Source organism: Kitasatospora sp. NPDC023120, assembly GCF_055560835.1.
In genome coordinates this window covers 184,965-206,177 of the sequence record NZ_JBVHHY010000010.1, presented here as the reverse complement: position 1 = coordinate 206,177, position 21,213 = coordinate 184,965, and the positions used below count along the sequence as shown (strand labels likewise).

General features: G+C 72.5%; 22 protein-coding genes. 10 read left to right on the top strand and 12 right to left on the bottom strand.

The annotated features are described in order from the left end of the window. Nucleotides 1–141: 141 nt before the first annotated feature. The 3 genes from ACZ3TI_RS17145 (at nucleotide 142) to ACZ3TI_RS17135 (ending at nucleotide 2,395) form a co-directional block, all read left to right on the top strand. Nucleotides 142–1,227 (top strand): S-(hydroxymethyl)mycothiol dehydrogenase, encoded by a 1,086-nt coding sequence (locus tag ACZ3TI_RS17145; RefSeq protein WP_465727024.1) that lies wholly within the window; start codon nucleotides 142–144, stop codon nucleotides 1,225–1,227. Next, nucleotides 1,224–1,856 (top strand): MBL fold metallo-hydrolase, encoded by a 633-nt coding sequence (locus tag ACZ3TI_RS17140; protein ID WP_465727023.1) that lies wholly within the window; start codon nucleotides 1,224–1,226, stop codon nucleotides 1,854–1,856. Before ACZ3TI_RS17145 ends, ACZ3TI_RS17140 begins: the two co-directional genes overlap by 4 nt. A 137-nt stretch (nucleotides 1,857–1,993) precedes the next feature. After that, nucleotides 1,994–2,395 (top strand): pyridoxamine 5'-phosphate oxidase family protein, encoded by a 402-nt coding sequence (locus tag ACZ3TI_RS17135; RefSeq protein ID WP_465727022.1) that lies wholly within the window; start codon nucleotides 1,994–1,996, stop codon nucleotides 2,393–2,395. A 131-nt stretch (nucleotides 2,396–2,526) separates the two neighbouring features. Here the strand turns inward: ACZ3TI_RS17135 and ACZ3TI_RS17130 are convergent, their stop codons facing one another. Together ACZ3TI_RS17130 and ACZ3TI_RS17125 are read right to left on the bottom strand one after the other, a co-directional pair. Further along, complete coding sequence (locus ACZ3TI_RS17130; RefSeq protein ID WP_465727021.1) at nucleotides 2,527–2,931, bottom strand: SRPBCC family protein; 405 nt, start codon at nucleotides 2,929–2,931, stop codon at nucleotides 2,527–2,529. Beyond that, nucleotides 2,928–3,242 carry a metalloregulator ArsR/SmtB family transcription factor gene (locus ACZ3TI_RS17125; protein WP_465727020.1) on the bottom strand — a complete coding sequence of 105 codons (315 nt, stop codon included), beginning with the start codon at nucleotides 3,240–3,242 and terminating at the stop codon, nucleotides 2,928–2,930. Before ACZ3TI_RS17125 ends, ACZ3TI_RS17130 begins: the two co-directional genes overlap by 4 nt. Nucleotides 3,243–3,703: 461 nt before the next feature. Between ACZ3TI_RS17125 and ACZ3TI_RS17120 the strand changes: the two genes are divergently transcribed. The 3 genes from ACZ3TI_RS17120 (at nucleotide 3,704) to ACZ3TI_RS17110 (ending at nucleotide 5,788) form a co-directional block, all read left to right on the top strand. Further along, nucleotides 3,704–3,889: a hypothetical protein gene (locus tag ACZ3TI_RS17120; RefSeq protein WP_465727019.1), complete on the top strand. Its 186-nt coding sequence runs from the start codon at nucleotides 3,704–3,706 to the stop codon at nucleotides 3,887–3,889. A 133-nt stretch (nucleotides 3,890–4,022) separates the two neighbouring features. After that, nucleotides 4,023–4,601 (top strand): TetR/AcrR family transcriptional regulator, encoded by a 579-nt coding sequence (locus ACZ3TI_RS17115; RefSeq protein ID WP_465727018.1) that lies wholly within the window; start codon nucleotides 4,023–4,025, stop codon nucleotides 4,599–4,601. 281 nt (nucleotides 4,602–4,882) lie between these two features. Continuing rightward, nucleotides 4,883–5,788: an SDR family NAD(P)-dependent oxidoreductase gene (locus ACZ3TI_RS17110; protein WP_465727017.1), complete on the top strand. Its 906-nt coding sequence runs from the start codon at nucleotides 4,883–4,885 to the stop codon at nucleotides 5,786–5,788. A 48-nt stretch (nucleotides 5,789–5,836) separates the two neighbouring features. On the opposite strand, the gene ACZ3TI_RS17105 is transcribed toward ACZ3TI_RS17110, so the two are convergent. Then, nucleotides 5,837–6,439: a TMEM175 family protein gene (locus tag ACZ3TI_RS17105; RefSeq protein WP_465727016.1), complete on the bottom strand. Its 603-nt coding sequence runs from the start codon at nucleotides 6,437–6,439 to the stop codon at nucleotides 5,837–5,839. A 282-nt stretch (nucleotides 6,440–6,721) separates the two neighbouring features. Between ACZ3TI_RS17105 and ACZ3TI_RS17100 the strand changes: the two genes are divergently transcribed. After that, nucleotides 6,722–7,861, top strand: coding sequence for a PP2C family protein-serine/threonine phosphatase (locus ACZ3TI_RS17100; protein WP_465727015.1), 1,140 nt, complete (start codon nucleotides 6,722–6,724; stop codon nucleotides 7,859–7,861). A 93-nt stretch (nucleotides 7,862–7,954) separates the two neighbouring features. Here the strand turns inward: ACZ3TI_RS17100 and ACZ3TI_RS17095 are convergent, their stop codons facing one another. From ACZ3TI_RS17095 to ACZ3TI_RS17070, 6 genes are all read right to left on the bottom strand, one after another. Further along, nucleotides 7,955–8,944 (bottom strand): hypothetical protein, encoded by a 990-nt coding sequence (locus ACZ3TI_RS17095; RefSeq protein WP_465727014.1) that lies wholly within the window; start codon nucleotides 8,942–8,944, stop codon nucleotides 7,955–7,957. Beyond that, a complete protein-coding gene (locus ACZ3TI_RS17090; RefSeq protein WP_465727013.1) occupies nucleotides 8,944–11,070 on the bottom strand; it encodes a DUF6571 family protein in 2,127 nt (708 codons plus the stop codon). Before ACZ3TI_RS17090 ends, ACZ3TI_RS17095 begins: the two co-directional genes overlap by 1 nt. A gap of 3 nt (nucleotides 11,071–11,073) precedes the next feature. After that, on the bottom strand, nucleotides 11,074–11,394 hold the full coding sequence (locus tag ACZ3TI_RS17085; protein WP_465727012.1) for a hypothetical protein: 321 nt from the start codon (nucleotides 11,392–11,394) through the stop codon (nucleotides 11,074–11,076). Nucleotides 11,395–11,716: 322 nt separating this feature from the next. After that, nucleotides 11,717–12,223 (bottom strand): DUF6624 domain-containing protein, encoded by a 507-nt coding sequence (locus tag ACZ3TI_RS17080; protein WP_465727011.1) that lies wholly within the window; start codon nucleotides 12,221–12,223, stop codon nucleotides 11,717–11,719. Between the two features lie 120 nt (nucleotides 12,224–12,343). After that, a complete protein-coding gene (locus tag ACZ3TI_RS17075) occupies nucleotides 12,344–12,727 on the bottom strand; it encodes a transposase (RefSeq protein ID WP_465727093.1) in 384 nt (127 codons plus the stop codon). A 53-nt stretch (nucleotides 12,728–12,780) separates the two neighbouring features. Further along, a complete protein-coding gene (locus tag ACZ3TI_RS17070; RefSeq protein ID WP_465727010.1) occupies nucleotides 12,781–13,461 on the bottom strand; it encodes a L,D-transpeptidase family protein in 681 nt (226 codons plus the stop codon). Between the two features lie 411 nt (nucleotides 13,462–13,872). Here ACZ3TI_RS17070 and ACZ3TI_RS17065 point away from each other — a divergent pair, with 411 nt between their 5' ends. Beyond that, nucleotides 13,873–14,379, top strand: a complete 507-nt coding sequence (locus ACZ3TI_RS17065; RefSeq protein WP_465727009.1) for a mycothiol transferase — start codon at nucleotides 13,873–13,875, stop codon at nucleotides 14,377–14,379. A gap of 106 nt (nucleotides 14,380–14,485) precedes the next feature. Here ACZ3TI_RS17065 and ACZ3TI_RS17060 read toward each other — a convergent pair whose 3' ends face one another. Beyond that, entirely contained in the window at nucleotides 14,486–15,799 is a 1,314-nt protein-coding gene (locus tag ACZ3TI_RS17060) for an MFS transporter (RefSeq protein ID WP_465727008.1), read from the bottom strand. 210 nt (nucleotides 15,800–16,009) lie between these two features. Here ACZ3TI_RS17060 and ACZ3TI_RS17055 point away from each other — a divergent pair, with 210 nt between their 5' ends. Then, a complete protein-coding gene (locus tag ACZ3TI_RS17055) occupies nucleotides 16,010–18,025 on the top strand; it encodes a LodA/GoxA family CTQ-dependent oxidase (RefSeq protein ID WP_465727007.1) in 2,016 nt (671 codons plus the stop codon). Beyond that, nucleotides 18,022–19,140, top strand: coding sequence for a tryptophan 7-halogenase (locus ACZ3TI_RS17050; protein WP_465727006.1), 1,119 nt, complete (start codon nucleotides 18,022–18,024; stop codon nucleotides 19,138–19,140). The genes ACZ3TI_RS17055 and ACZ3TI_RS17050 overlap by 4 nt, the downstream gene beginning before the upstream one ends. A 45-nt stretch (nucleotides 19,141–19,185) precedes the next feature. Here the strand turns inward: ACZ3TI_RS17050 and ACZ3TI_RS17045 are convergent, their stop codons facing one another. Both ACZ3TI_RS17045 and ACZ3TI_RS17040 read right to left on the bottom strand, forming a co-directional pair. Beyond that, nucleotides 19,186–19,920, bottom strand: a complete 735-nt coding sequence (locus ACZ3TI_RS17045; RefSeq protein ID WP_465727005.1) for a class I SAM-dependent methyltransferase — start codon at nucleotides 19,918–19,920, stop codon at nucleotides 19,186–19,188. Between the two features lie 50 nt (nucleotides 19,921–19,970). Beyond that, the gene (locus ACZ3TI_RS17040; protein WP_465727004.1) at nucleotides 19,971–21,173 is read right to left on the bottom strand and encodes an MFS transporter; all 1,203 of its coding nucleotides are present in this window, start codon (nucleotides 21,171–21,173) and stop codon (nucleotides 19,971–19,973) included. Nucleotides 21,174–21,213: the final 40 nt, after the last annotated feature.

Below are 21,213 nucleotides of genomic sequence, written 5' to 3'. Positions count from 1 at the left end.
CGGTCGTCGGCGGAGCGGGCGCTACGCTTCGTGGGCAGTGCTTCCGCAGTCCCCCCGCAGCCCTTCTACGGTGCGGCTGCGGTCGTTTCGTCGCAGGTCACACCGGTGCAGAGCCGCACCGGCCGTCGGAGGTGGAATCGGATGGCCCAGCAGGTCAAGGCAGTGATCGCGCGCGCCAAGGGCGCGCCCGTGGAGGTGACCACGATCGTGGTGCCGGACCCCGGTCCGGGCGAGGCGGTGGTCCGGATCCAGGCATGCGGCGTCTGCCACACCGACCTCCACTACCGCGAGGGCGGCATCAACGACGAGTTCCCGTTCCTGCTCGGCCACGAGGCCGCGGGCATCGTGGAGTCGGTCGGCGAGGGCGTCACCGAGGTCGCGCCCGGCGACTTCGTGGTCCTCAACTGGCGTGCGGTGTGCGGCCAGTGCCGTGCCTGTCGGCGCGGGCGCCCGCAGTACTGCTTCGACACCCACAACGCCAAGCAGAAGATGACGTTGCTGGACGGCACCGAGCTGTCCCCGGCGCTGGGCATCGGGGCGTTCGCCGAGAAGACCCTGGTCGCGGCCGGCCAGTGCACCAAGGTCGACCCGGCCGCCGAGCCCGCCGTGGCCGGCCTGCTGGGCTGCGGTGTGATGGCGGGCATCGGCGCCGCGATCAACACCGGCAACGTCGGCCGCGGCGACTCGGTCGCCGTCATCGGCTGCGGCGGCGTCGGCGGCGCGGCCGTGCTGGGCTCCCGGCTGGCCGGTGCGGCGAAGATCATCGCCGTCGACATCGACGACCGCAAGCTGGCGACCGCCCGCGCCCTCGGTGCCACCCACACCGTCAACTCCCGTACCACCGACCCGGTCGAGGCCATCCGCGAGCTGACCGGCGGCAACGGCGCGGACGTGGTGGTGGAGGCGGTCGGCCGCCCGGAGACGTACAAGCAGGCCTTCTACGCCCGCGACCTGGCCGGCACCGTCGTCCTGGTCGGCGTGCCGACCCCGGAGATGACGCTGGAGCTCCCGCTGCTCGACGTCTTCGGTCGCGGCGGCGCCCTGAAGTCCTCCTGGTACGGAGACTGCCTGCCCTCGCGGGACTTCCCGATGCTCATCGACCTCTACCTCCAGGGCCGCCTGGACCTGCGCGCCTTCGTCACCGAGACGATCGAACTCGACGCGGTGGAGCAGGCCTTCGAGCGCATGCACCAGGGCGACGTCCTCCGCTCGGTGGTGATCCTGTGACGTCGGCCCGTGTCGACCGGTTGGTGACCGCCGGGACCTTCGAACTCGACGGCGGCAGCTGGGAGGTGGAGAACAACGTCTGGATCGTCGGTGACGACCGGGAAGCGGTGGTGATCGACGCCGCGCACGACGCCGAGGCCATCGAGACGGCGCTCGGCGGCCGCCGGCTGCGGGCGATCGTCTCCACCCACGCGCACAACGACCACATCGACGCGGCCCCGGCGCTCGCCGCCCGCACCGGCGCACCGATCCTGCTGCACCCGGACGACCTGCCGCTCTGGAAGCTCACCCACCCCGACCGCCTGCCGGACGGCGAACTGGCCGACGGACAGCGGATCGAGGTGGCCGGCACCGAGCTGACCGTCCTGCACACGCCGGGCCACGCCCCGGGCGCGGTCAGCCTGTACGCGCCCGAGCTGGGCACCGTCTTCACCGGCGACACCCTGTTCCAGGGCGGCCCCGGCGCGACCGGCCGGTCCTTCTCGCACTTCCCGACGATCATCGACTCGATCCGCGAGCGCCTGCTGACGCTCCCGCCCGAGACGGTGGTGCGCACCGGGCACGGCGACCCGACCACCATCGGCGCCGAAGCCCCGGCGCTGGCGGAGTGGATCGCCCGGGGGCACTGAGCCCTGGCGGTGCGTGGTGTCGCGGTCCGTGGCGTCGCGGTCGTGGTGTCGCGGTGCGTGGCGTCGCGGTGCGTCGTGTCGCGCCCGTACGGCCCCGGGTGGGCCGGTCGTTCCCCGGGAGCCGTACCATCGCGATCATGGCCCATGACCCGCGCGACCTCGACGACGCCATGCTCGCCTTCTGGCGCGAGCGGCACATCGCCACCCTGACCACCACCCGCCCGGACGGCACGCCGCACGTGGTGCCGGTCGGTGTGACGTTCCAGCCGGAGACCGCGACCGCCCGGGTGATCACCAGCCGTACCAGCCGCAAGGCGCGCAACGTCGCGGAGGCCGGGCCGGAGGGCCTGCGGGTCGCGGTCTGCCAGGTGGACCGGGCGCGCTGGGCGACCCTGGAGGGCGTCGCGGTCGTCCGCGACGAGCCCGAGCAGGTCGCCGAGGCGGAGCGGCGCTACGCCGAGCGCTACCGCCAGCCGCGGGTCAACCCGGACCGGGTGGTCATCGAGATCACCGTGGACCGCGTCCTCGGCCGCGGCTGAGGACGCAGCCGGGAGCGGGGTCGGGAGCGGGGCCGGGCGCGGGGTAAGGGCCCCGGCCGCCGGAACGACCGTTCTCGCTTCCGGGAACGGTCGTTCCGTCCTTCGTCAGTTCCCGTCCGCTCCGAGAACGGTCACTCCGCGAGCGCCGGAGCGATCCGCCGCAGCACCGACGGCCAGCCCTGCCCCATCCCCTGGTGGGCCTGCCGCCCCATCGGCGTGTCCAGGTCGAAGCCCGCGTGCTCCAGCAGCAGCCGCGTCCCGTGCCCCTCCGGCACCAGCCGCCAGGTGACGGTGGTGTCCAGCGTGCCCGCGGCGAAGCTGTACCGCAGCAGCCGTTCCGGCTCCACCTCGACCACCTCGCAGGGCTGCTGCCCCCACGGCCCCATGTCCAGGGTGAACCGGTGCCCCACCACCGCCTTCACGTCCCCGGCAGCCCACCACCGCGCGTGCAGCTCCGGATCGGTCAACGCTTCCCACACCCGCGCCGGCGGGTACGGCAGGAACTCGTCGCAGTTGATCGCGGCCTTCTCGGTCATGAACTCTCCTCGTCCAGGAGCTCGCGCAGCGAACGCATCCGCGCCCGCCAGTAGTGCTCGAAGGGGTGCAGCCACTGGCCGACCTCGGCCAGTGGTGCGGCCTCCAGGTGGTAGTAGCGGTGCCGCCCGCGCGGCTCCTCGCGTACCAGCCCGGCGTTCCGGAGCACCGCCAGGTGCTCGGAGACGGCCGGCCTGCTGAGCTCGAAGTCCCCGGCCAGTTCGCCGGCCGCCCTGGGCCCGCTCCGGAGGCTCTCCAGCAGTTTCCGTCGCACCGGGTTGGCCAGCGCGCTGAAGACATCGACATCCGCCATGCCTCCACCATGTGTCGGAGACTCCCGACATGTCAACTCTTCCCGACGCATGGCTGTGCGTCCGAGATGCATGACCGTCCCGGGCGGCCGGCCTCCGGGGTAGTCGCAGCCGCTGCCCTGGCGGGAGGTTTGTACCGGAGCTACCGGCAGAGGTCGCCTGGCCTCCATGGCCCGCCACAGGGGCGCGCACACGCGTCGGTCTACCGGAAAACCCGTTCGCGGCTCTGTGGTCGAACGATAAGATCTTCACCGCACGCACGCCGTCTTCGACGCCGCCCGCACCAAGGCTGCCCGCGCGGCAGCCTGACGCGGCCGCGCCGGCTGCTCGCGGGGCGGCCGACGCCTGCCGGATGTGGCGTTCCGGAGCACCGCCAGGTGCTCGGAGACGGCCGACCTGCTGAGCTCGAAGTCCGTTCCGTGCCGAGCTGGACCGGCTCATCGGCCGGCCGGTCCTCGCCCAGGTGACCGTCTGCGAAGGCCTGGCCCTGCTGCCCCGCCCCGACGCGACCGCCGTCCCCCGCCCCTGGCTGGCCACCGCGATGGGCGATCTCAGCCGCGCCGCCGACCACGCCGATCGCGTCAAACTCACCGCCGCCCTCGCCGCTCTCGGCACCCGCCGTCGGGAAGGCCGCGGGGCTCCTTGCTGACCTCCCGTGCGCGGATGCCCGTCTCCCGAGGCGAACGCTCCAGCCCGCTGCGCTCACCTGCGGAAAGCCGTCACCACCACGGCGGTCGACGGATGGTTGAACGGCAGCGCGACGGGCTGCATATGCTGGGACCGTGACGGCGAACGAGGGACGGGGACCGGTGCTGCGGGCGGACGCCGCGCGGAACCGGGCCCTGGTGTTGCGCGTCGCCCGGGAGCAACTGGCCGTGGGGGACGACTTGCTGCAGCTCAACGTCATCGCCAGGTTGGCCGGGGTCGGCGTCGGAACCGTCTACCGGCACTTCCCCAACCCCCAGGCACTGCGCGAGGCGCTCCTGGTGGAGCGGTTCCGGGAGCTGGTCGACGAGGCCCGCGCCGCCGCTGACGCCGAGGATCCCTCCGAGGGTCTCCGTCGGCTGCTGCGCTTCACGCTCGTCATGGCGTTGCACGACGACGGCCTGGGCGCCGTGCTCGAGTCCGCCAGTGACGCCGAGGCGCAGACCTCGGCTCTGAAGGCCGAGTTGGACGAGGTGGTCGCGGGCCTGCTCGACCGGGCTCGTCTGCACGGCGCGGTCCGCGGCGACATCAGGTCCGGCGACGTGCGCCGGCTGCTCTGCGGGATCGAACACGCACTGCGAAGCGGCGACCACGGTCCCGCGAGGGTCGAGATCTACCTCGGTGTCCTCCTCGAGGGGCTGCGTCCTCCGCGCTGACGCGGCTCGGTGACCCGAGGCGGGTGCGCGGCCTCCAAGTCCTACGGACGGCGAACGTACGTGCCCGGGAGGCGCCCGGGTCCTCCGGTGTCAACTCACCGTGCAGGCACGGTGCCGCGCGTCAGTCGACGGCAGGCGTGCGTGCGACGGGGTATCTGCGGATGCGGGTGGTGGGCAGCGCCGCGTGAACCAAACCGGATAGCTATCCGCTTGTGCTAGCGTGTCGAAGCGAAGCGGATAGCTATCCGGTTGTTGCGGGTCAGGGAGAAGGGGCGAAGCTGATGGAACGCCAGGCAGTGGTGACCGCTGGGACCGGCGGGATCGGACTGGAGACGGCGCTGGGCCTCGCGGAGCGCGGATACGCCGTCACCGTGGTCGGCCGCGATGCGGATCGCGGCGCCCGTGCCGTGGAGCGGATCTCGGCCGTGGCGACGGGGCGTCGGCCGATGTTCATCGCGGCCGACCTGTCGTCGCTCGGCGAAGTGCGGCGCCTCGCCGTCGACCTGGCCGCGGCGGGCCCGCTGACCGTGCTGGTCAACAACGTCGGCGCGATGTTCGCGGAGCGGCAGCGGACCGTGGACGGAATCGAGGCGTCCTTCGCCGTCAACCACCTCTCGCCGTACCTGCTCACCGAACTGCTCCTGGACCGGCTCCGGGCCGGCGGGCCGAGCCGGATCGTGAACGTGAGCTCCGGCGCCGTCAAGGTGGCCAAGCGCACGTTCGATGCCGTCGAGCCGCCGGGCGGCTACTACGGCTTCCACTGGTACGGCCGGGCCAAGCTGGCCAACCTCGTCTACACGCTGGACCTGGCCGGGCGGCTGCGCGGCAGCGACGTCAGCGTCTTCGCGGCCGACCCGGGCGGCGCGGCCACCGGCATGACCACCGGCACCATGACCTCACCGAGCATCGTCTCCCCGGCCCTGCGCCTGCTGTGGCCGCTGGTCCGCCGGCGCTTCGAGCGCTCGACCGCCGGACCCGCCTCCGAGGCCGCCCGCTCCTCGGTGTTCGCCGCCACCGACCTGTCGCTGGACGGACGGACCGGCCTGCTCATCGGCCCGGAAGCCCACCCCGTCCCCGTCCTCCCGGCGAGCACCGACCCCGGGATCGCCGCCGACGTCATCCGGCTCAGCAGGGAGTACGCACCAGTAGCGGGGCCGGGAGCCGCGTGCGGGCCGGAGCCGCGGTGAAGGCGCCCGGGGGCCGGCCGACCAGCGCCAGGACGTAGGTCGGTTCGCTCACGGTCGGCTCCCGGGGTCTCGGGTGGGGACGGGCGTCTGGTTGAAGGCGTAGTAGACGGCCAGGGCGCCGTGGACGGCGAGGGCGAGCGCCGCGGACACGAAGGCCAGGCCGACGGTGGCGGGGTAGACGATCAGGCCGAGGCTGAAGCGGGCACGGGTGGCGCGGGCGGCCCGGACGTCGACGCGCTCGTCGAAGCAGTGGCCGGTACGGGTGACGTAGTACCAGAACAGGACGAAAGTGACGGCATGAGCCACCATCACCGCCCCGTACACGGCGGCGGCGACGTTCGAGGCGTCGGGCTCGCGCAGGTTCTCGGCGACCAGCGCGGTGGGGAACGGGAGCGCGGCGACCACCAGGAGAAGCAGCAGGTTGAGGAAGACCAGAGTGCGGTCGACGCGGGCGATGTAGGTGAACACGGTGTGGTGGTTGACCCACATCACGCCGATCACCAGGAAGCTGACCACGTAGGCGCAGTACGAGGGCCACTGCTCCCCGAGAGCGTGCCACAGCTCGCTCCCGCCGTGGGCCTCCGGCACCTTGATCTCGAGGATCAGAAGGGTGATCGCGATGGCGAACACGCCGTCGCTGAAAGCCTCCACCCGTCCCGAGTCGGTCGTCCCCGCCGTTGCCCGTTCCGTCGCCACCCGGTGAGAATGCCAGAACCGGGCCAGAGACCGGGGATGACGCTCCGACCGGCGCTTCCGCTCCGGCAACGCCTTCAGACGGGGGCCGACCCGCCGGTCCGCCCGGCATGGCGGCCCGCACCCGGCACATCCAGCCGCCACACCTCGAGGCGCGTGGTGCTGAGCGTGCGCCGACACGGCGGAGGAGACCAGGCCGGGTGACCGCGGCGTGGCGACGGGAAGAGGTATGCAGGGGGCATGGATTCTCGGTGGCGTTCGGACCTGCGGTGGCCGCGACAACAGAGCCGTCTGCTGATCCTCATCCCGCTGGCGCTGATCGTGGCCATCTCCATCGTGGACATGCTGGCGCCTCCGGAGGTGCACCTCGGCCCGCTCCTGGTCGCTGCCCCCGCGATCACGGCCTCCTTCGCCGGCCCCCGGACGACCGCCGTCGTCGGTGCGGCAGCCGTCCTGGCCCAGGGAATCGTCGCGGCTGCGCGGACCACGCTGGTCGACCTCAACCACTCCGTCCAGATCGTCGCCCTGGCGTTGATCTCCTTGCTCGTGGCCCTCTTCGCCCATCTGCGCGAGCAGCACGAGAAGGAGATGACCCAGCTGCGTTCGGTGGCCGAGGCCGCGCAGGCGGTGCTCCAGCGGCCCATTCCGGCCGGCATGGGCCCGCTGCGGATCGCGTCGGTCTACCTCGCGGCGGAGGCCGAGGCCCAGATCGGCGGCGACCTGTACGCGGCCGTGCGCACGCGGCGGGGCAGCCGCTTCCTGATCGGCGACGTCCGGGGCAAGGGTCTCGACGCGATCGGGGAGGCGTCCTTGGTGCTCGGTGCCTTCCGGACCGCGGCATACCGTCAGGTCGAATTGCCCGTCCTGGTCACCCACCTGGAGGGAGCGGTCTTCGGAGGCACGGGAGAAGCCGGTGAACCGGCTGACGACGCAGTCGGCGCTGACGGCAGCGAGTCGTTCATCACCGCGGCCGTTCTCGACATCCCCGACCAGGAGCCGGTGATCCACCTCGCGGACTGCGGGCACCCGGCCCCGCTGCTGCTTCGCCACGGCCGAGTCACATCGCTCGATGTCAGCCGGCCCGCTCCGCCTCTGGGTCTCACCGAGTTGGCCGGATCGTCCGGTGTCGAGGTCGAGACCTTCGCCTTCGAGGAGGGTGATATCGCGCTGCTGTACACGGACGGTGTCATCGAGGCGCGCGACGAGTCGGGGGCCTTCTATCCGCTCGCCGAGCGGCTGGCCTCATGGTCGCCCAGCGATCCCCACACCCTCTTGCGCAGACTCTGCCGGGACCTCCTCGCCCACGCGGGCGGGCGGCTCGGCGACGATGCCGCGATGGTCGCCATCAAGCGCGACGCCACGGCCACTGGGGACGGGTAACCGTCGCGGATGGTTGCCGCATCCCGCGGAACAGCCGGTCCGGTTCGTCCAGTCGGCTCCGGGAGCCGACTGGACGGTCTCGGGGGGGGGCAGTTACGGGGTGAGGGCCTTCTTCGCTTCCTGCTGCCCGGTGTAGGTGGTGTTCAACGCCCGGTCTCCGAGTACTCCCAGCTTGTGCTGATCGAGGTTCGCGCCAGAGGATGCCGACCACCGGTTGAGCAGGCAGACGGTCTGGTCCTTGAGCTGGACGGGGAGGCTCGCGCTGTTCGGGTCGATCCTGTCGAGGCAGCTGGCCGTGAGGTGGCCGACCGGGTCGGTGGAGTAGTCCGGCACCGGGGAGGCCCCGGAGCCCCGGAGCCGGCTCAGCGCTTCACTCTCCCAGGTACGTTGGGAGTCGGTGTCGCGCTCGCGCATCACGTCGTCGGCGATCGCGTCATAGGCTCCGGCGGGCATGGCGGCAAGCCCCACCTGGTTCTCGATCTGGGCATCGGGCGGGTTCGGCTTGACCGTGGCGAGCCCGGCGGCTGCCTGTCGCAGGTCGGCGGCGCGCAGCAGGGCGTAGGCGGTCGGGTCTTCCGAGAGGCCGCGCAGGGCCTGGACCAGCTGAGTCCTGTAGACGGCGAAGTGAACGCCCTGGTCGTCCTGCCAGGCGTCGCCGTTCGGACCGTCGTGGCTGTGGTAGCGGAAGCTCGTGTCGGCCAGTATGGCGTGAGTGTCGGTGGCGTGGTCGGCGAGGGCTTCGGCAAGGGGGCGGCGGACGTCCGGGTGGACGTGGTGGTCCTTGGCCGCCGCCAGCGCGAGGACGATGGCGCGCATGGCACGGGCCTGCTCCACGGTGTGGACGCCGGGCCGGTCGCCGGTGGTGGCCCGGCGCAGACCCTCGGCCAGGTCGGTGCACGGCAGGTCGGAGCGCCAGGCGGAGCCGAGCACCGTGCGGACGCGGTCGTCGCCGCGCAGGCCCGCGCAGCCGCGGTCGGGGTCCTCGCGGCCGAGCGCCCACCACAGGCCCAGGCCGGCCGCGGCCGCCACCGCCAGGGCGATGACGGCGGTGGCGGTGCGGCGGGAGGTGCGGGCGGCGGCCATCAGGCGTTGCCCCGGCCGAGGTAGTGGCCGGCGACGTCGCTGCTGCGGTTGCGGGTGTTCAGGACGTCGTCCTGGAGCCCGTTGATCATGTGGTCCTCGGGGCTGATGCCGCGGTCCCGGGCCCAGATGCCGACCAGGTCGGACATCTGCTTGGTGCCGTCCAGGTAGGTGTCCGAGATCTTGGCGTTGGCCTCTGAGTTGTTCTGGTCCTTCTCGTTCAGGCTGACCTCGTAGGTCCACGTGTCGACCAGGCGCTGGGCCGCGTCACCGACTCCGGGGATCGGGGTGATGGGGGCGCCGACCGTGTGGTAGAGGATCTTGGCCTTCCAGTCGGCCTGGGCGTTCTTGTCGTCACGCAGGTCCATCGCCGCATCGGCCCGGATGGCGTCGTAGACACCCAAGGCAGCCGCGCCCTTGCCCATCACGTCCTTCACCGCGTCGCGGTCGGGGTGAGGGCCGAGGGCGGCGAGGTCCTGGGCGATCTGTCCGGTCTCCGCCTGGTGCAGCGCGCCGTAGGCGGCCGGGTCGTCGGAGAGGCCGCGCATGACCCGGACCAGGCTGTCCTGGCCGACAGCCATCCGGACGGTGTCGCCGTCCTTCCAGACCGAGTCGTGGCCGGTGTGGGCGCCGTAGACGTCGTTGCGCCCGTTGAGCAGTTCGTGAGTGTCCCCGACATAGTCGGCCAGCGCGTTGGCGAGCGGTCGGCGCAGCGTGTCCTTGATCTTGTCGCCGCCCTGGCCCTCGTCCAGGGTGACGATGGTGTCGTGCATGACCCGGGCCTGCGCCTCGGTGTGCTTGCCGTCGTGGGCGCTGCCGGCCGGCTCGCCGGTGGTGGCGGCCTCGATCGCGGCGGCCAGGCCGCTCTGCGCGAGCGGGTCCGGCATCTTGACCGTGGTGTAGCCGGTGAGGTATCCCTCCGGCCAGTGCCGCTCCTTCATCAGGTACTGCAGGCGCTTGTTGGAGCCGTCGGCGCCGGGATCCAGGTACGCCGTCGCGGCCTCGGGCTGGCGGCCCATCACGGTGAGGACGTTGTCCAGGGGGTCGGCGCCGAGCGCGGTGCCGTTGTGGTTGGCCTTGTAGCTCCACAGGCCCGGGTGGTCCTGCTCGGTGGCCGTGATGTCGTCGGCGAGGTCGGTGAGGAAGGGCGTGGAGTACTTCCCGCTGCCCTTGGTCATCATCGTGGTGAGGATCTGGTAGCCGTACACCGGCTCGGTGTTGGAACCGAAGTTCTTGTCTCCGGCGCCCTTCATGTCCGCGCGCCACTTCTTGTAGAAGTCGCTGTTCGGGTCCTGGGTGGCGGAGGCCAGCGCCCGGGTCAGGTCCGTCCGAAGCCCCGGGTAGGAGGCCTTCTTCCCACCGTCGTCGCCGGGGGAGTCGAGCTGCTGCGCGAGCTTCAGCATGCCGTCGGGGCCGAGCTTGTCCAGCAGCGTCCGGGAGAACTGCGGGCTGTCCGCGTTCGCCTTCATCAGGTTCGCCAGCTGGTCCCGCTCCTCCGCGCTCAGGCTGTCGATGCGCGTGGCGAGCGCGGCCGCGCGCTGCGCGTCGGCGGCGTCGCCTCCGCCGACCGCCTCACCGTTGAAGGTGTTGTCCGGGCTGCCGGCCTTCGACGCGCTGCGCAGGGCCGTCGCGGCCCGCTTGTCGGCGTCGGTGGCCGCCTGCAGACCGGCCTCGATGGCCTTGGTCCACTTGGCTGCTGCCTCGTTGTAGGCGTCCTGGGTCTCGCGGTCGTGGTGCAGCGCCTCCAGGGTGGCCTTGTCCATCGTGCTGGTGTCCAGGACCGCGACGCCGGCGCCGGTGACCTTGAACCCGGCCTTGACGGCGCCGTCCGCAGCGTCGCGGACCTGCTTCTGAGCGGCCTCGAAGTCGGACTTCGCGTCGTCGAGCAGCGATGCCACGGCGTTCGCCTCGGTCTGGGCAGCAGTGATCTGTCCCTTGGTGAGGACGAGTTGGAAGTTCGCCATGCTCGCGGTGCCGCCAGTCCACAGCCCCTTGCGGGTCACCGAGAGCACCTTCTGGTCGAAGTCGGTCTCCATGGTGTGGAACTTCTGCGCCATCTCACGCCACTTGGCTGCCGCCGTGGTGAGCGTGCCGGGGTTCGCCTTGAGTACGTCCTCGTATCCCAGCACCGCTCAGTTCTCCTTCGGCTTCAGCGCGTCGGCGATGGAAGTGTTGGTGCTGTGGTAGTTCGAGGTGGTCTGCTCCATCGCCGTACTGTTCTGGTGCAGCCTTTCCGTCAACTGGCCCACCTGCTCGTGCCACTCGGCGAGCGCCGCCCGCAGTGCTCCCGCGGTGTCCCAGCCGCTGTGGGCGGTCGCGGCGGCGTTGGTCGATTCGTCGGCGCCCCCACCGATGGTCGGATTGTTGAACGCCATCCCGTTCAACGCGGCCACGGCCCCGTTCATGGCTTGGCTGTTGAGGCTGAACTGCCCGTTCGCTGCAGGTGTACTCACGTGTGGTTCCCCCATCGACGATGCCACTTCGCGGGGCGTCGACTGCGAACGCCACGGCCGCGTCGAGGCTGGGCTGTACCCCCGGCCCTCGGCCGGATACACGGCCGATCGAGGCCAACCGCCCTGTCATGCGGGGGCCCGGCGCTCACGCCCCGTCGAAGCGATCATACAAAGAGCGGACGCCGACGAACCGTTCGATCTCCAACCCGTCCCGGACGAGGAACCGGGCCCAACAGCCGGGTTGGCCGGCGCGCTGAAGACATCGACGGCCGCCATGCCCCCACCATGCGTCGGGGACTCCCGACATGCCATCTTTAGGGCGTCAGGCGATGGAGAACTGAGCGATGTACTCGGCGAACGGTGGGATTCCCACTTCTGCACGGCGCTCGTCCATGCGCTCGGGTTCCTCGCAGGGCCACGGGGTTGGCGAGCCGTCCTTCACGCCGGCGATCTGCGTGCCGTAGATCTGCTCCCGCCCTTCGTTCACAAGGGTGCGATCCCGCAGGAAGGCTAGATCTCGCGGGCTGGCGGTGCCGTCGGCCACTGCCTGCTCCATCAGTCGCAACGCGCGCCGCTGAACGTCGAGCTGTCGGTCCGCGTGCTGCGCGATCAGCCACGCGGCCCGGGCCGCGTCCGCACCGACCAGTTCTGCGGTCGGCCATCCGTGCTCGTCCATGATCTCGCTGAGACGGTCCGCGTGCTGCGCGGTCAAGCGCCGCCAGGCCAACTGCTCCGCCGGGTCCTCACTGTTCGCATTGCGCGCGGCCTGGTGATCTGCCGCAACCATCATGTTGAGCTCCGCAGCCACTTCGGCAATGTCAGATGCCATCCCGACTCCAGGTCAGATCGAGGTTCTCGTTGGTCATCCGCAACCTTAGGTGTGCAAATCACGACGAAATCTCCTCCCGGAGGACGGTGACAGGCACGTCCGGATCTTGGGATACTTGATCTACCGACGGAGCCGGAGCCGGAGCCGGATCGACGCAACGCTGACTGTCCCGTGGAAGACGTAGGCGCGTTTGTCGAAGCGCGTCGCAACGGCGCGGAACTGCTTCAGGCGATTGATCGTGCGCTCGACCTCATTGCGGCGAGAGCTGTACGCCTTATCGCCGCCCAGGTGGTCAGGGCGGGTACGCGGACGGCCGCCACCGAGGCGCTCGACCCGAACCCGCTCCAGGTGCAGATCACGCCAGGGCACTCCCGTGCGGACCCGGAACAGGATCCCGTTGATCACCTGCCGGTGGTCGCACCAACGCCCGCCGCGACCACCGGTTTTCGGCAGATGCGGCTCAAGCCGCATCCACTCCTCCCTGGTCAGATATCCCCGCCCCATGACCAGAACAACGATCGGATCGTCGGACAGTCGCAAGATCCACCGGACAGGCCCTAGCCGATCGCGATGACGGGGTGGTCGGCGGGGTCGATCCACCGCATCGTCCGGGCCATGAAGGCGGCGGGGACGGCGACGCAGCCTCCGGTGGCGCCGGCCTGGGGGCCGAGGTCGTGGAGGAAGATGCCGGCGCCGCGGCCCTTCACCACGGGGGAGGTGTTGAAGTCGATGACCAGGACGTTGTCGTACTGGACCGGATAGTTGACGAGGTGTTCGCTGCCGAGGGGTCCTTGCTCGGTGAGGTGGAAGCCGCCCTCGGTGTCGGTGCGCATGCGGTTGTAGTGGGCGGAGGAGGGGTCCTGGACCCACCAGTCGTGCGGGGTGACGTGGTGGTAGGGCATCTTCGTGCCCGGGTCCGGGGAGATGCCGAAGGCCTGGGTGATGGAGTACGTGCCGGTCGGTGTGGTCTCGGTCCCCTGGACGCGGGTGAGGCCGTCGTGCGCGCCGCCGGACCCGATGCGCGCGTCGGTGGTGGAGTCGAGGGACCGCCAGACGCCGTCCTGGCGAACCCACAGGGTCACGGTGGCGCGGGTGCCGTCCGCCTTGACCGTGATCACCTGATCGGACTGGCCGACTGTCACCGGTACGGGGAACGGGCCGTCGTCGGCCCATGCCCTCGGGGCGGGGCCCGTACCGGTCAGTGCGACGGCGACACCGAGCGCGAGAGCCGCGCTCACGCAGCGGAGTGCCGAGCCGCGGCGGTCGGCGGGGAGAGTCCGGGAGGCGGCCATGGAGGGACCTTTCTGGTGTGGACGACACGGGCGAAATGGCGGGACGGCGAAACGGCGAAACGGCGGGACGGCCCGCGGTGGGCGAGAACGGGGCTCCACCGACCGCATGCCATCGGGTGGTGCTTCGGCCGGCCGCCCCACACCTGGGGGGCTCGACCGCGCCAGGGCCATGATCGGCTCGCCGGGGCAGCCGCGCCGGCACCGACACCGCCGGGCTGTGGACCAAGCGCACCGGCGCGTCGGTTTCGGGTGGCCGGGACTCCACGGGCGGGAAACAATCGTCGGGGCGGCGCGTGACCCGCCACGCCGCCGGTAGGGCGGGGTACTCGACCGGGAAGCGAGGCGACAGTGGCAGGTGTGACCAGCACCGATCTTCTCGTGGACGCATTCGACAGGATCCGTGACACCGTCGCCGACGTGGTCGACGGCCTGACCCCCGAGCAGCTGGCGTTCCGGGTGCAGGACTCGGCCAACTCGATCGCCTGGCTGGTCTGGCACCTCACCCGGGTGCAGGACGACCACCTCGCCGACGCGGCCGACCGCGAGCAGGTGTGGACCGCCGACGGCTGGGCGGAGCGGTTCGCCCTGCCGTTCGCCGCGTCGGCCACGGGCTACGGGCACCGACCCGCGCAGGTCGCCAAGGTCACCGCCGCCGCCGACCTTCTCGTGGGCTACCACGAAGCGGTCCACGCGAGCACCGTCGCCTACGTGCGAGGCCTCGACAACCGCTCCCTCGGCCGGATCGTCGACGAGTCGTGGCAGCCCCCGGTCACCCTGGGGGTGCGTCTGATCAGTGTGATCGCCGACGACCTCCAGCACGTCGGCCAGGCGGCCTACGTGCGGGGCCTGCTGGCCCGGCGCTGAGTCTCCCGGCGCTGAGTCTGCCGACGCGTTCGGTGAGGGCGGCCGGGAGGTCCGGGTGGCGGTGGGACTCGGCGGCGGAGCGGAGTGCCCGGCCTGGCCGAGGATCCTAGGAGCCGGCCGCCGCTGCCCGTTCGACGCCGACGAGCATGTCGCGGGGGAACCAGAGGCTGCTCGCGCCGGCCAGGGCGACGGCGGCGGCTCCGGTCAGGACGGGGACGATGCCGATGCGGGAGGCCAGCCAGCCGCCGGTGACGGCGCCGACCGGCAGGGTGGCGGTCAGCACGGCCTGGAGGAAGGCGTTGACGCGGCCCAACAGGTGGGCGGGGGTGATGAGTTGGCGGCCGGTGGTCATGGCGATCGACCACACGGTGGCCAGCAGCCCGAACACCAGCTGGTACAGGACCAATACCGGGAACCCGGCCCCCAGGGAGGCCGCCGGGATGAGGAAGAGGGCCGCCCCCGCGCCCACCGCGCACACCCGGATGGTCCGGGCCATGCCCAGCGCCCGGGTGACGGAGGTCGCGGCGAGCACGCCGGCCCCCATGCCGACGGCGTACGCGGCGTAGACCGTGCCGAGCTGCCACGGGGGCAGCCCCAACTCCCGGTCGGCGTACAGGACGAACAGCCCGCTGCCGGCGCCGCCGCCCAGGTTGAGCCCGGCCGCGGCCAGGGCCTGGCGGCGCAGCAGCGTCCCGCGCCGGATCACCGCCAGGCCCTCCCGCAGCGCGTCGATTCGGGAGCGCGCGCCCGTACCCGCCTCCTGCGGCGAGCGGTTCAGCGAAGCCGGCAGCGCGAGGAACAGCGCCCCGCCGACGAGGTACGCGGCGCACTCGGCCAGCAGCGCCGGGGCCGGGTCGACGACGCCGATCAGGATGCCGCCGAGCGCGGGCCCGCCGATGAGGCCGAGGGTCCGGGCGCCGGTGAGCGAGGAGTTGGCGGGCAGGAGGTGGTCCGCGGGCACCACGCGCGGCAGGCAGGACTGCAGCGCGACACTCTGGGTGGAGCCCAGCGCGCCGGAGACGGCGGCCGCGGCGAAGAGGTGCGGCCAGGTCAGCCCGTGCAGCGCGGCCGCGAGCGGCACGCTGCCGATGGCGGGCACCTGGAGCCAGCCCACCGTCACCAGCAGCCGGCGCAACCGGGCCCGGTCCACGGCCACCCCGATCAGCGGACTCAGCAGCACACCGGGCAGATAGGTCATCGCCACGAGCGCCGAGGCGCCCAGCGGACCGGCGCCCAGATGGGCGATCGCCAGCAGCGGGAGTGCCAGGGCCGTGACCTGTCGCCCCACCGAGCTCGTCAGCTGCTCCACGACCAGGAGCAGCAGCGGGCGGTGCCGGCGCAGCAGCAGGGCACCGGACGGGCCACCGGACGGGCCGGACTTCGGGGGTAAGGGCGAATCCGAGGCCGGGGAAGCTTCCACCCGATCGAGACTACTCGAACTGTTTGACGGGCAGTCGGTTTCCCCGGGAGTGCCCCTGCTTCACTCGGGCGCCTTCTCAACTCCGCCCGTTCGCCTACCGAAGACCCTGGGGTGTGGGGCGCACCGGACGACCCCGCCTGCGCCGCCCCGGTCGGCCGCGCGCCTGCGCCCCCGGAGAACCGCCGGCATCCGCCAGCAGAGGAGAGCCCGTTGAGCAGCGACATCGCCTACGCCAGGATCCACCCCGCGATCGGCATCGCCCGGGTCGGCAACAGCACCCGGGAGGACGGCTGGTTCCTCGGCCCCGAGGTGCCGGACCCACCGGCCGAGCAGCCCGGCTTCTACAAGGACGACCAGGGTGCGATCAGACGCCAGGCCGCCCGTTTCCGGATCTACGGCTACGGCGCGGACGGCCGGGTCGTCCGCGAGGTGACCACCGCCGATCCGCAGGTGGGCATCGAGTGGGCGGTGCACGTGGCCAACAAGAAGGCCGCCTGGTACGAGTTCAGCCTCCCGCTCGACATCCCCGACATGAAGGACAAGCCCGAACCACGCCGCAATGCCAAGGTCACCGACCGGTCGAGCCTGGTCGTCGACCCGGGCCGCAAGACGCTCGTCGCGGGCAGCGGGCAGTCGGTGGAGTTCACCGGCGGCTCCTTCCTCGGCGAGCCCGTGCCGCTCGGCCGGATGCACACCGACGAGGCCGGCCGTCTGGTCGTGCTCGGCGGCGTCGGCAAGTCCCGCAACCCCCGGGGCGGCGAGCTCGGCTCGTACGGCAACAACGACGGCTGGTGCGACGACACTTCGGACGGTCCGGTCACCGCCACGGTGACCATCGGCGGCACGCCGGTCCGCGTCGACCCCGCCTGGGTCGTCGTCGCCCCGCCGAACTACGCACCCGACGTCAAGACCGTCCGCACCCTGCACGACCTGCTGTACGACCTCTTCGTCGCCCAGGGCACGCTGGAGCCGCCGAAGACCGTCGACTTCGACCGGGACGTCAAGCCGATCCTGCAGCGGTTCTGCGAACTCCAGTGGGTGAACAAGGGGTTCGCCACCCACTTCGGCTTCGGCGGCCCCGAGCACTTCCTCACCCCCGACCACCTGGCCAGGCTCGCCAGCCCCTCTCCGACCAACGAGGAACTGCGCCGCCAGGTCTACACCGCGCTGCGCGACCCCAAGCGGGACGGGACCTCGCCGATGCCCTGGCCGTGGATCTACGGCGACGGCATGAAGAGCATCCCCACCTCGCTCCTGCAGTACCTCACGCTCTCCCCGACCCAGGACGCGATCCTCCTCGCCTGGATGAAGGGCGAGTTCACCACCACGCCGTGGCCGGGCTTCCCCCGGCGCCTGGAGGACGCACCGGTCGCCGACCAGCCGGCCCTGCTGGACCGCGCCGCCCTCGACTTCTGCCTCGCCGACGCCTTCCACCCCGGCTGCGAGGTCACCTGGCCGATCAGGCACACCACGATGTACAGCGAACCGCTGCGCCTGCGCCACCGCGCCGAGGGCACCGAGGAGCCGGACTACGGCGACACGCTCAGCCAGGCCCGGGCCCTCGGACCCGACGGGCCGCTGCACCAGTCCGGCCCCGGCGACCTCACCCGGTGGATGGCCGTCCCCTGGCAGACCGACACCGCCAGCTGCCGCTCGGGCTACGAGGCCGCCAACCAGCTCGGACCCCGCTACGACCCTTACCTGCCGACCTTCTGGCCGGCCCGGGTGCCCAACCACGTGCTCAAGGAGAGCGACTACCGGATCGTCAACAAGGAGGTCACCCAGGCCGACGAGGACGGCCGCGAGGCGGCGTTCGCCCGGCGGGCCTCCTGGCTGCGGGGTTTGCACGGCGACTACAAGCAGCAGTTGAAGCAGGCCGTGGCGCAGTGGCACGACTTCGGCATCGTCGAGGTCCGCCCGTACACCGTCGGCGACGGGCGGTTCCCGGAGCGGATGCAGGTCGAGTCCACGCCGGGCTTCGCGCTCGAAGGCGTCTCCGACACCCGGAACCTGAGCGCCATCCACGTCCCCGCCGCGACCGCCGCCCACGACGGGCTGAGCATGCAGGCGGCCGTGGAGGTCCTTGCGCTCACCGGGCTCTCGGCGGAGGAGGTCACCGTCGGGTACTTCGACAAGCTCGACCCCTTCGGCGAGGAGGCCCTGCCCGCCGGGGGCGGTAGCGGGTCGACCGAGGGTGGCAGTGCGCCGACCGAGGGTGGCGTGTGACGGCGGACTTCGACGTCGCGGTGGTGGGCGGCGGCCCGGCCGGTACGGCCGCCGCCCTCGCGCTGGCCGCCCGGGGGCGCAGGGTGCTGCTCGCCCACGCCCCCGGCGGCCCGCCGCCGGTCGGTGAGGCGCTGCCGGCGGTCGCCCGGATGCTGCTGCGCGACCTGGGGGTGGCCGACACCGTCCCCGGCGACGGTCACCTGCCCTGCTACGGCAACCACTCCGCCTGGGGATCGCCCCGGCTCGGATCGGTCGACAGCATCAACGACCCGTACGGGCCCGGCTGGCACCTCGACCGCGCGCTGTTCGACCGGCGGCTGCGGGCGGGCGCCCGCGCGGTCGGCGTGGATGTCCGCGAGGGCGTGCTGCGGCCCAACGCTCCGTACCGTGAGGGAAGTTGGACCGTCAGCCTGGCCGGGCGGACGGTGCGCTGCCGCTGGCTCGTCGACGCCATGGGCCGCCGTGCCGCGCTCGCCACCACCCACGGCGCCCGCCGCATCCTCGGCGACCGCCTGGTGGCGCTGCACCTCACCCTCGACGCCCACGGCACCGCGGACGGCACCACGCTCGTCGAAGCCGCGCCCGACGGCTGGTGGTACAGCGCCCAGCTGCCCGGCGGCCGGCTGCTGGTCAGCTGCTTCACCGACGCCGACCTGCCCGCGGCCCGGATCGACGGCCGGGCCTTCGGGCTGCGCCTGGCCGCCACCGGCCCCACCGCCGACCGCGCCGCTGCGGCCCGGCGCGAACTCCCCGCACCCATCCGGGCACCCGCGCACACCGCACGGCTCGACCGCGTCCACGGCGACGGCTGGACGGCGGCGGGCGACGCGGTCGCCGCGTTCGACCCGCTCTCCTCCCAGGGCATCCTCACCGCCCTCTACACCGGCCAGGCCGCCGGGGCCGCCGTCCATGCCCACCTCGACGGCGACCCGCACGCACTCGACCGCTACACCGCCGACGTCGCCGCCGTCACCACCGCCTACCGGCGCCACCACGCCGCGTACTACGTCCTCGAACAGCGCTGGCCCGACCACCCGTTCTGGCACCGCCGCCACCGGGGAGCGGCTCCGGCCCCGGCCCGCCAGGGAGCGGCTCCGGTCCGACCGGTGACGTGACGGCCAGCCCGGCTGCTGCGGACTCGGGGCCTGCCCGCCCGGGGATCAGGGCCGGCCCGGCCGGGTGCCTGCGACGAGCCAGCGGGCGGGGAGTTCGATCCGGTGGCCGTCGGGGGTGGACTCGGTGGTGGTCAGCGGGAGGTCGCCGGAGGCGAGGACGGTGAGGCCGGCGGCGTGGAAGAGCTCGGTGAGGGCCGCGTCGGCGACCTCGGCGGGGGTGAGGCCGTGGGCGAAGACCGGGCGCAGCTTCGGGGGCGGTCCGGCGGGGGAGCGGGCGAGGTCGGCGAGGACCTGCTTGGCGGCCTCGGAGAGCTCGACGACGAAGGCGCGTCCGCGTTCGCCGACCAGGGTGGCGACGGCTTCGGCGACCGGTCGGCGGTCGGCGGGCTCGCTCTGGTGGATCACCCCGCGGACGTACACGTTGGCGTCGCCGAGGCGGTCGTGCAGTGCCCGGACGGCCTCGGGGTCGGTGGCGTCCAGACGGGTGAACTCGGGCTGCCCGGCGGGAGCCTGGCGGCGGGCGAGATCGAGGGCGGCGGCGGACAGGTCGGCCCCGACGACCCGGGGGAAGCGGCCCGCCAGGAAGCGGGTCTGGGTGCCGTTGCCGCAGCCGAGGTCGACCACGGGCAGCTCCGGGTCGGCGAGGTGGGGGTCGAACAGCGCGAGGTGGCGCTCCGCGGTGAGGGCGGGCTCCGCGTCCCAGATCACCGCGCCAGGTTCCTCCGGCGCATCGCGCCAGAAGCCCTCCCAGGCGTCCCGGTACCGACTCGTCACGCTCATGGCGGAGGCCTCCAGGTGTTCACGCACCGCGTCGGGACGGTAACACGGCGTCAGGCCTGGGCGCTCGCCTGGCGCAGCAGGTACGCCCCGGAGGCGGCGGCCAGGGCGGCCATGCAGGCGGCGAAGAGCAGGCCGGCGTGGGCCAGTCCGACCGGGCCGGAGAGCAGGCCCACCCCGATGACCGGGATCGAGATGCCGAAGTAGGCGACCACGAAGAGCGCCGAGAGGGCGCCGCCGCGGTGCTCGGCGGGGCTGGCGGCGGCGACCTCGCCCACCGCGCCGCGCAGTGCCATGCCCTGGCCCGCGCCGCCCACCAGGGCGCTGAGGACCAGCGGGGCGAGGGCGGTCCAGGCGAGGGAGGCGGCGAGCAGGGCCAGCCCGGCGATGAGGACCAGGCAGCCCAGCGGGATCGCCCGCGCGGTGCCCAGTCGGGGGACCAGGAGCTGGCCCAGGGTGGAGGCGAAGAAGGCGGTGAAGACGATCAGCCCGACGACGGCGAGGTTGTGCACGCCCAGGTCGGTGGCGAGGAAGGCGGGGCTGACCGAGGTGAAGACGCCCAGCAGGGAGAAGCCCGCGAAGGCGGCGATCCCGGCCGGGACGAACACCCGGCGCACCTCCGGCGGCAGGGACGGCCGGTTGGGCCGGGCGGTGCGCAGCGGGCGGGCCCCGGCGACCGTCTCCGCCAGCTGCCGGGTGAGGGCCAGGGACACGGCGATCAGCACCAGGTGCACGACGAACGGGAGGACCAGCGGGTTCGGCGCGTACTCGGCGAGCACGCCGGACAGCAGCGGTCCGCAGCCGAGCCCGCCCATGTTGGCGGCGGTCGCGGCGAAGGCCGCACGGGCCCGGTGCCCGGGCGGGGCGAGTTCCAGCACGTAGGCGGTGCCGGTGCCGGTGAACAGGCCCGCGGAGAAGCCGGACAGCAGTCGGCCGAGGAGGAGCAGGGGCACGGAGTCCGCGGCCAGGAAGACGACGGCGCTGCAGGCCGCGAACCCCAGTCCGCAGAGCAGCACCGGGCGGCGCCCCACGGTGTCGGAGACGTTGCCGAACAGCAGCAGGACGCCGATGACGCCGAAGGCGTAGACGGCGAAGACGACCGTCACCGTCAGCTCGGAGAAGCCGATCTCGTCCTGGTACAGCCCGTAGAGCGGGGTGGGCAGGGTGGTTCCGGTCATGCAGACGGCGAAGGCGGCGGCTGCCACGAGGTAGCCGTGACGGCTCGCGACGGGCCGGGCGGTCCGACGGTCGGTCATTCGCCCACGATAGGCAGGCCCGCCGGGCGGGGCCCGCGGC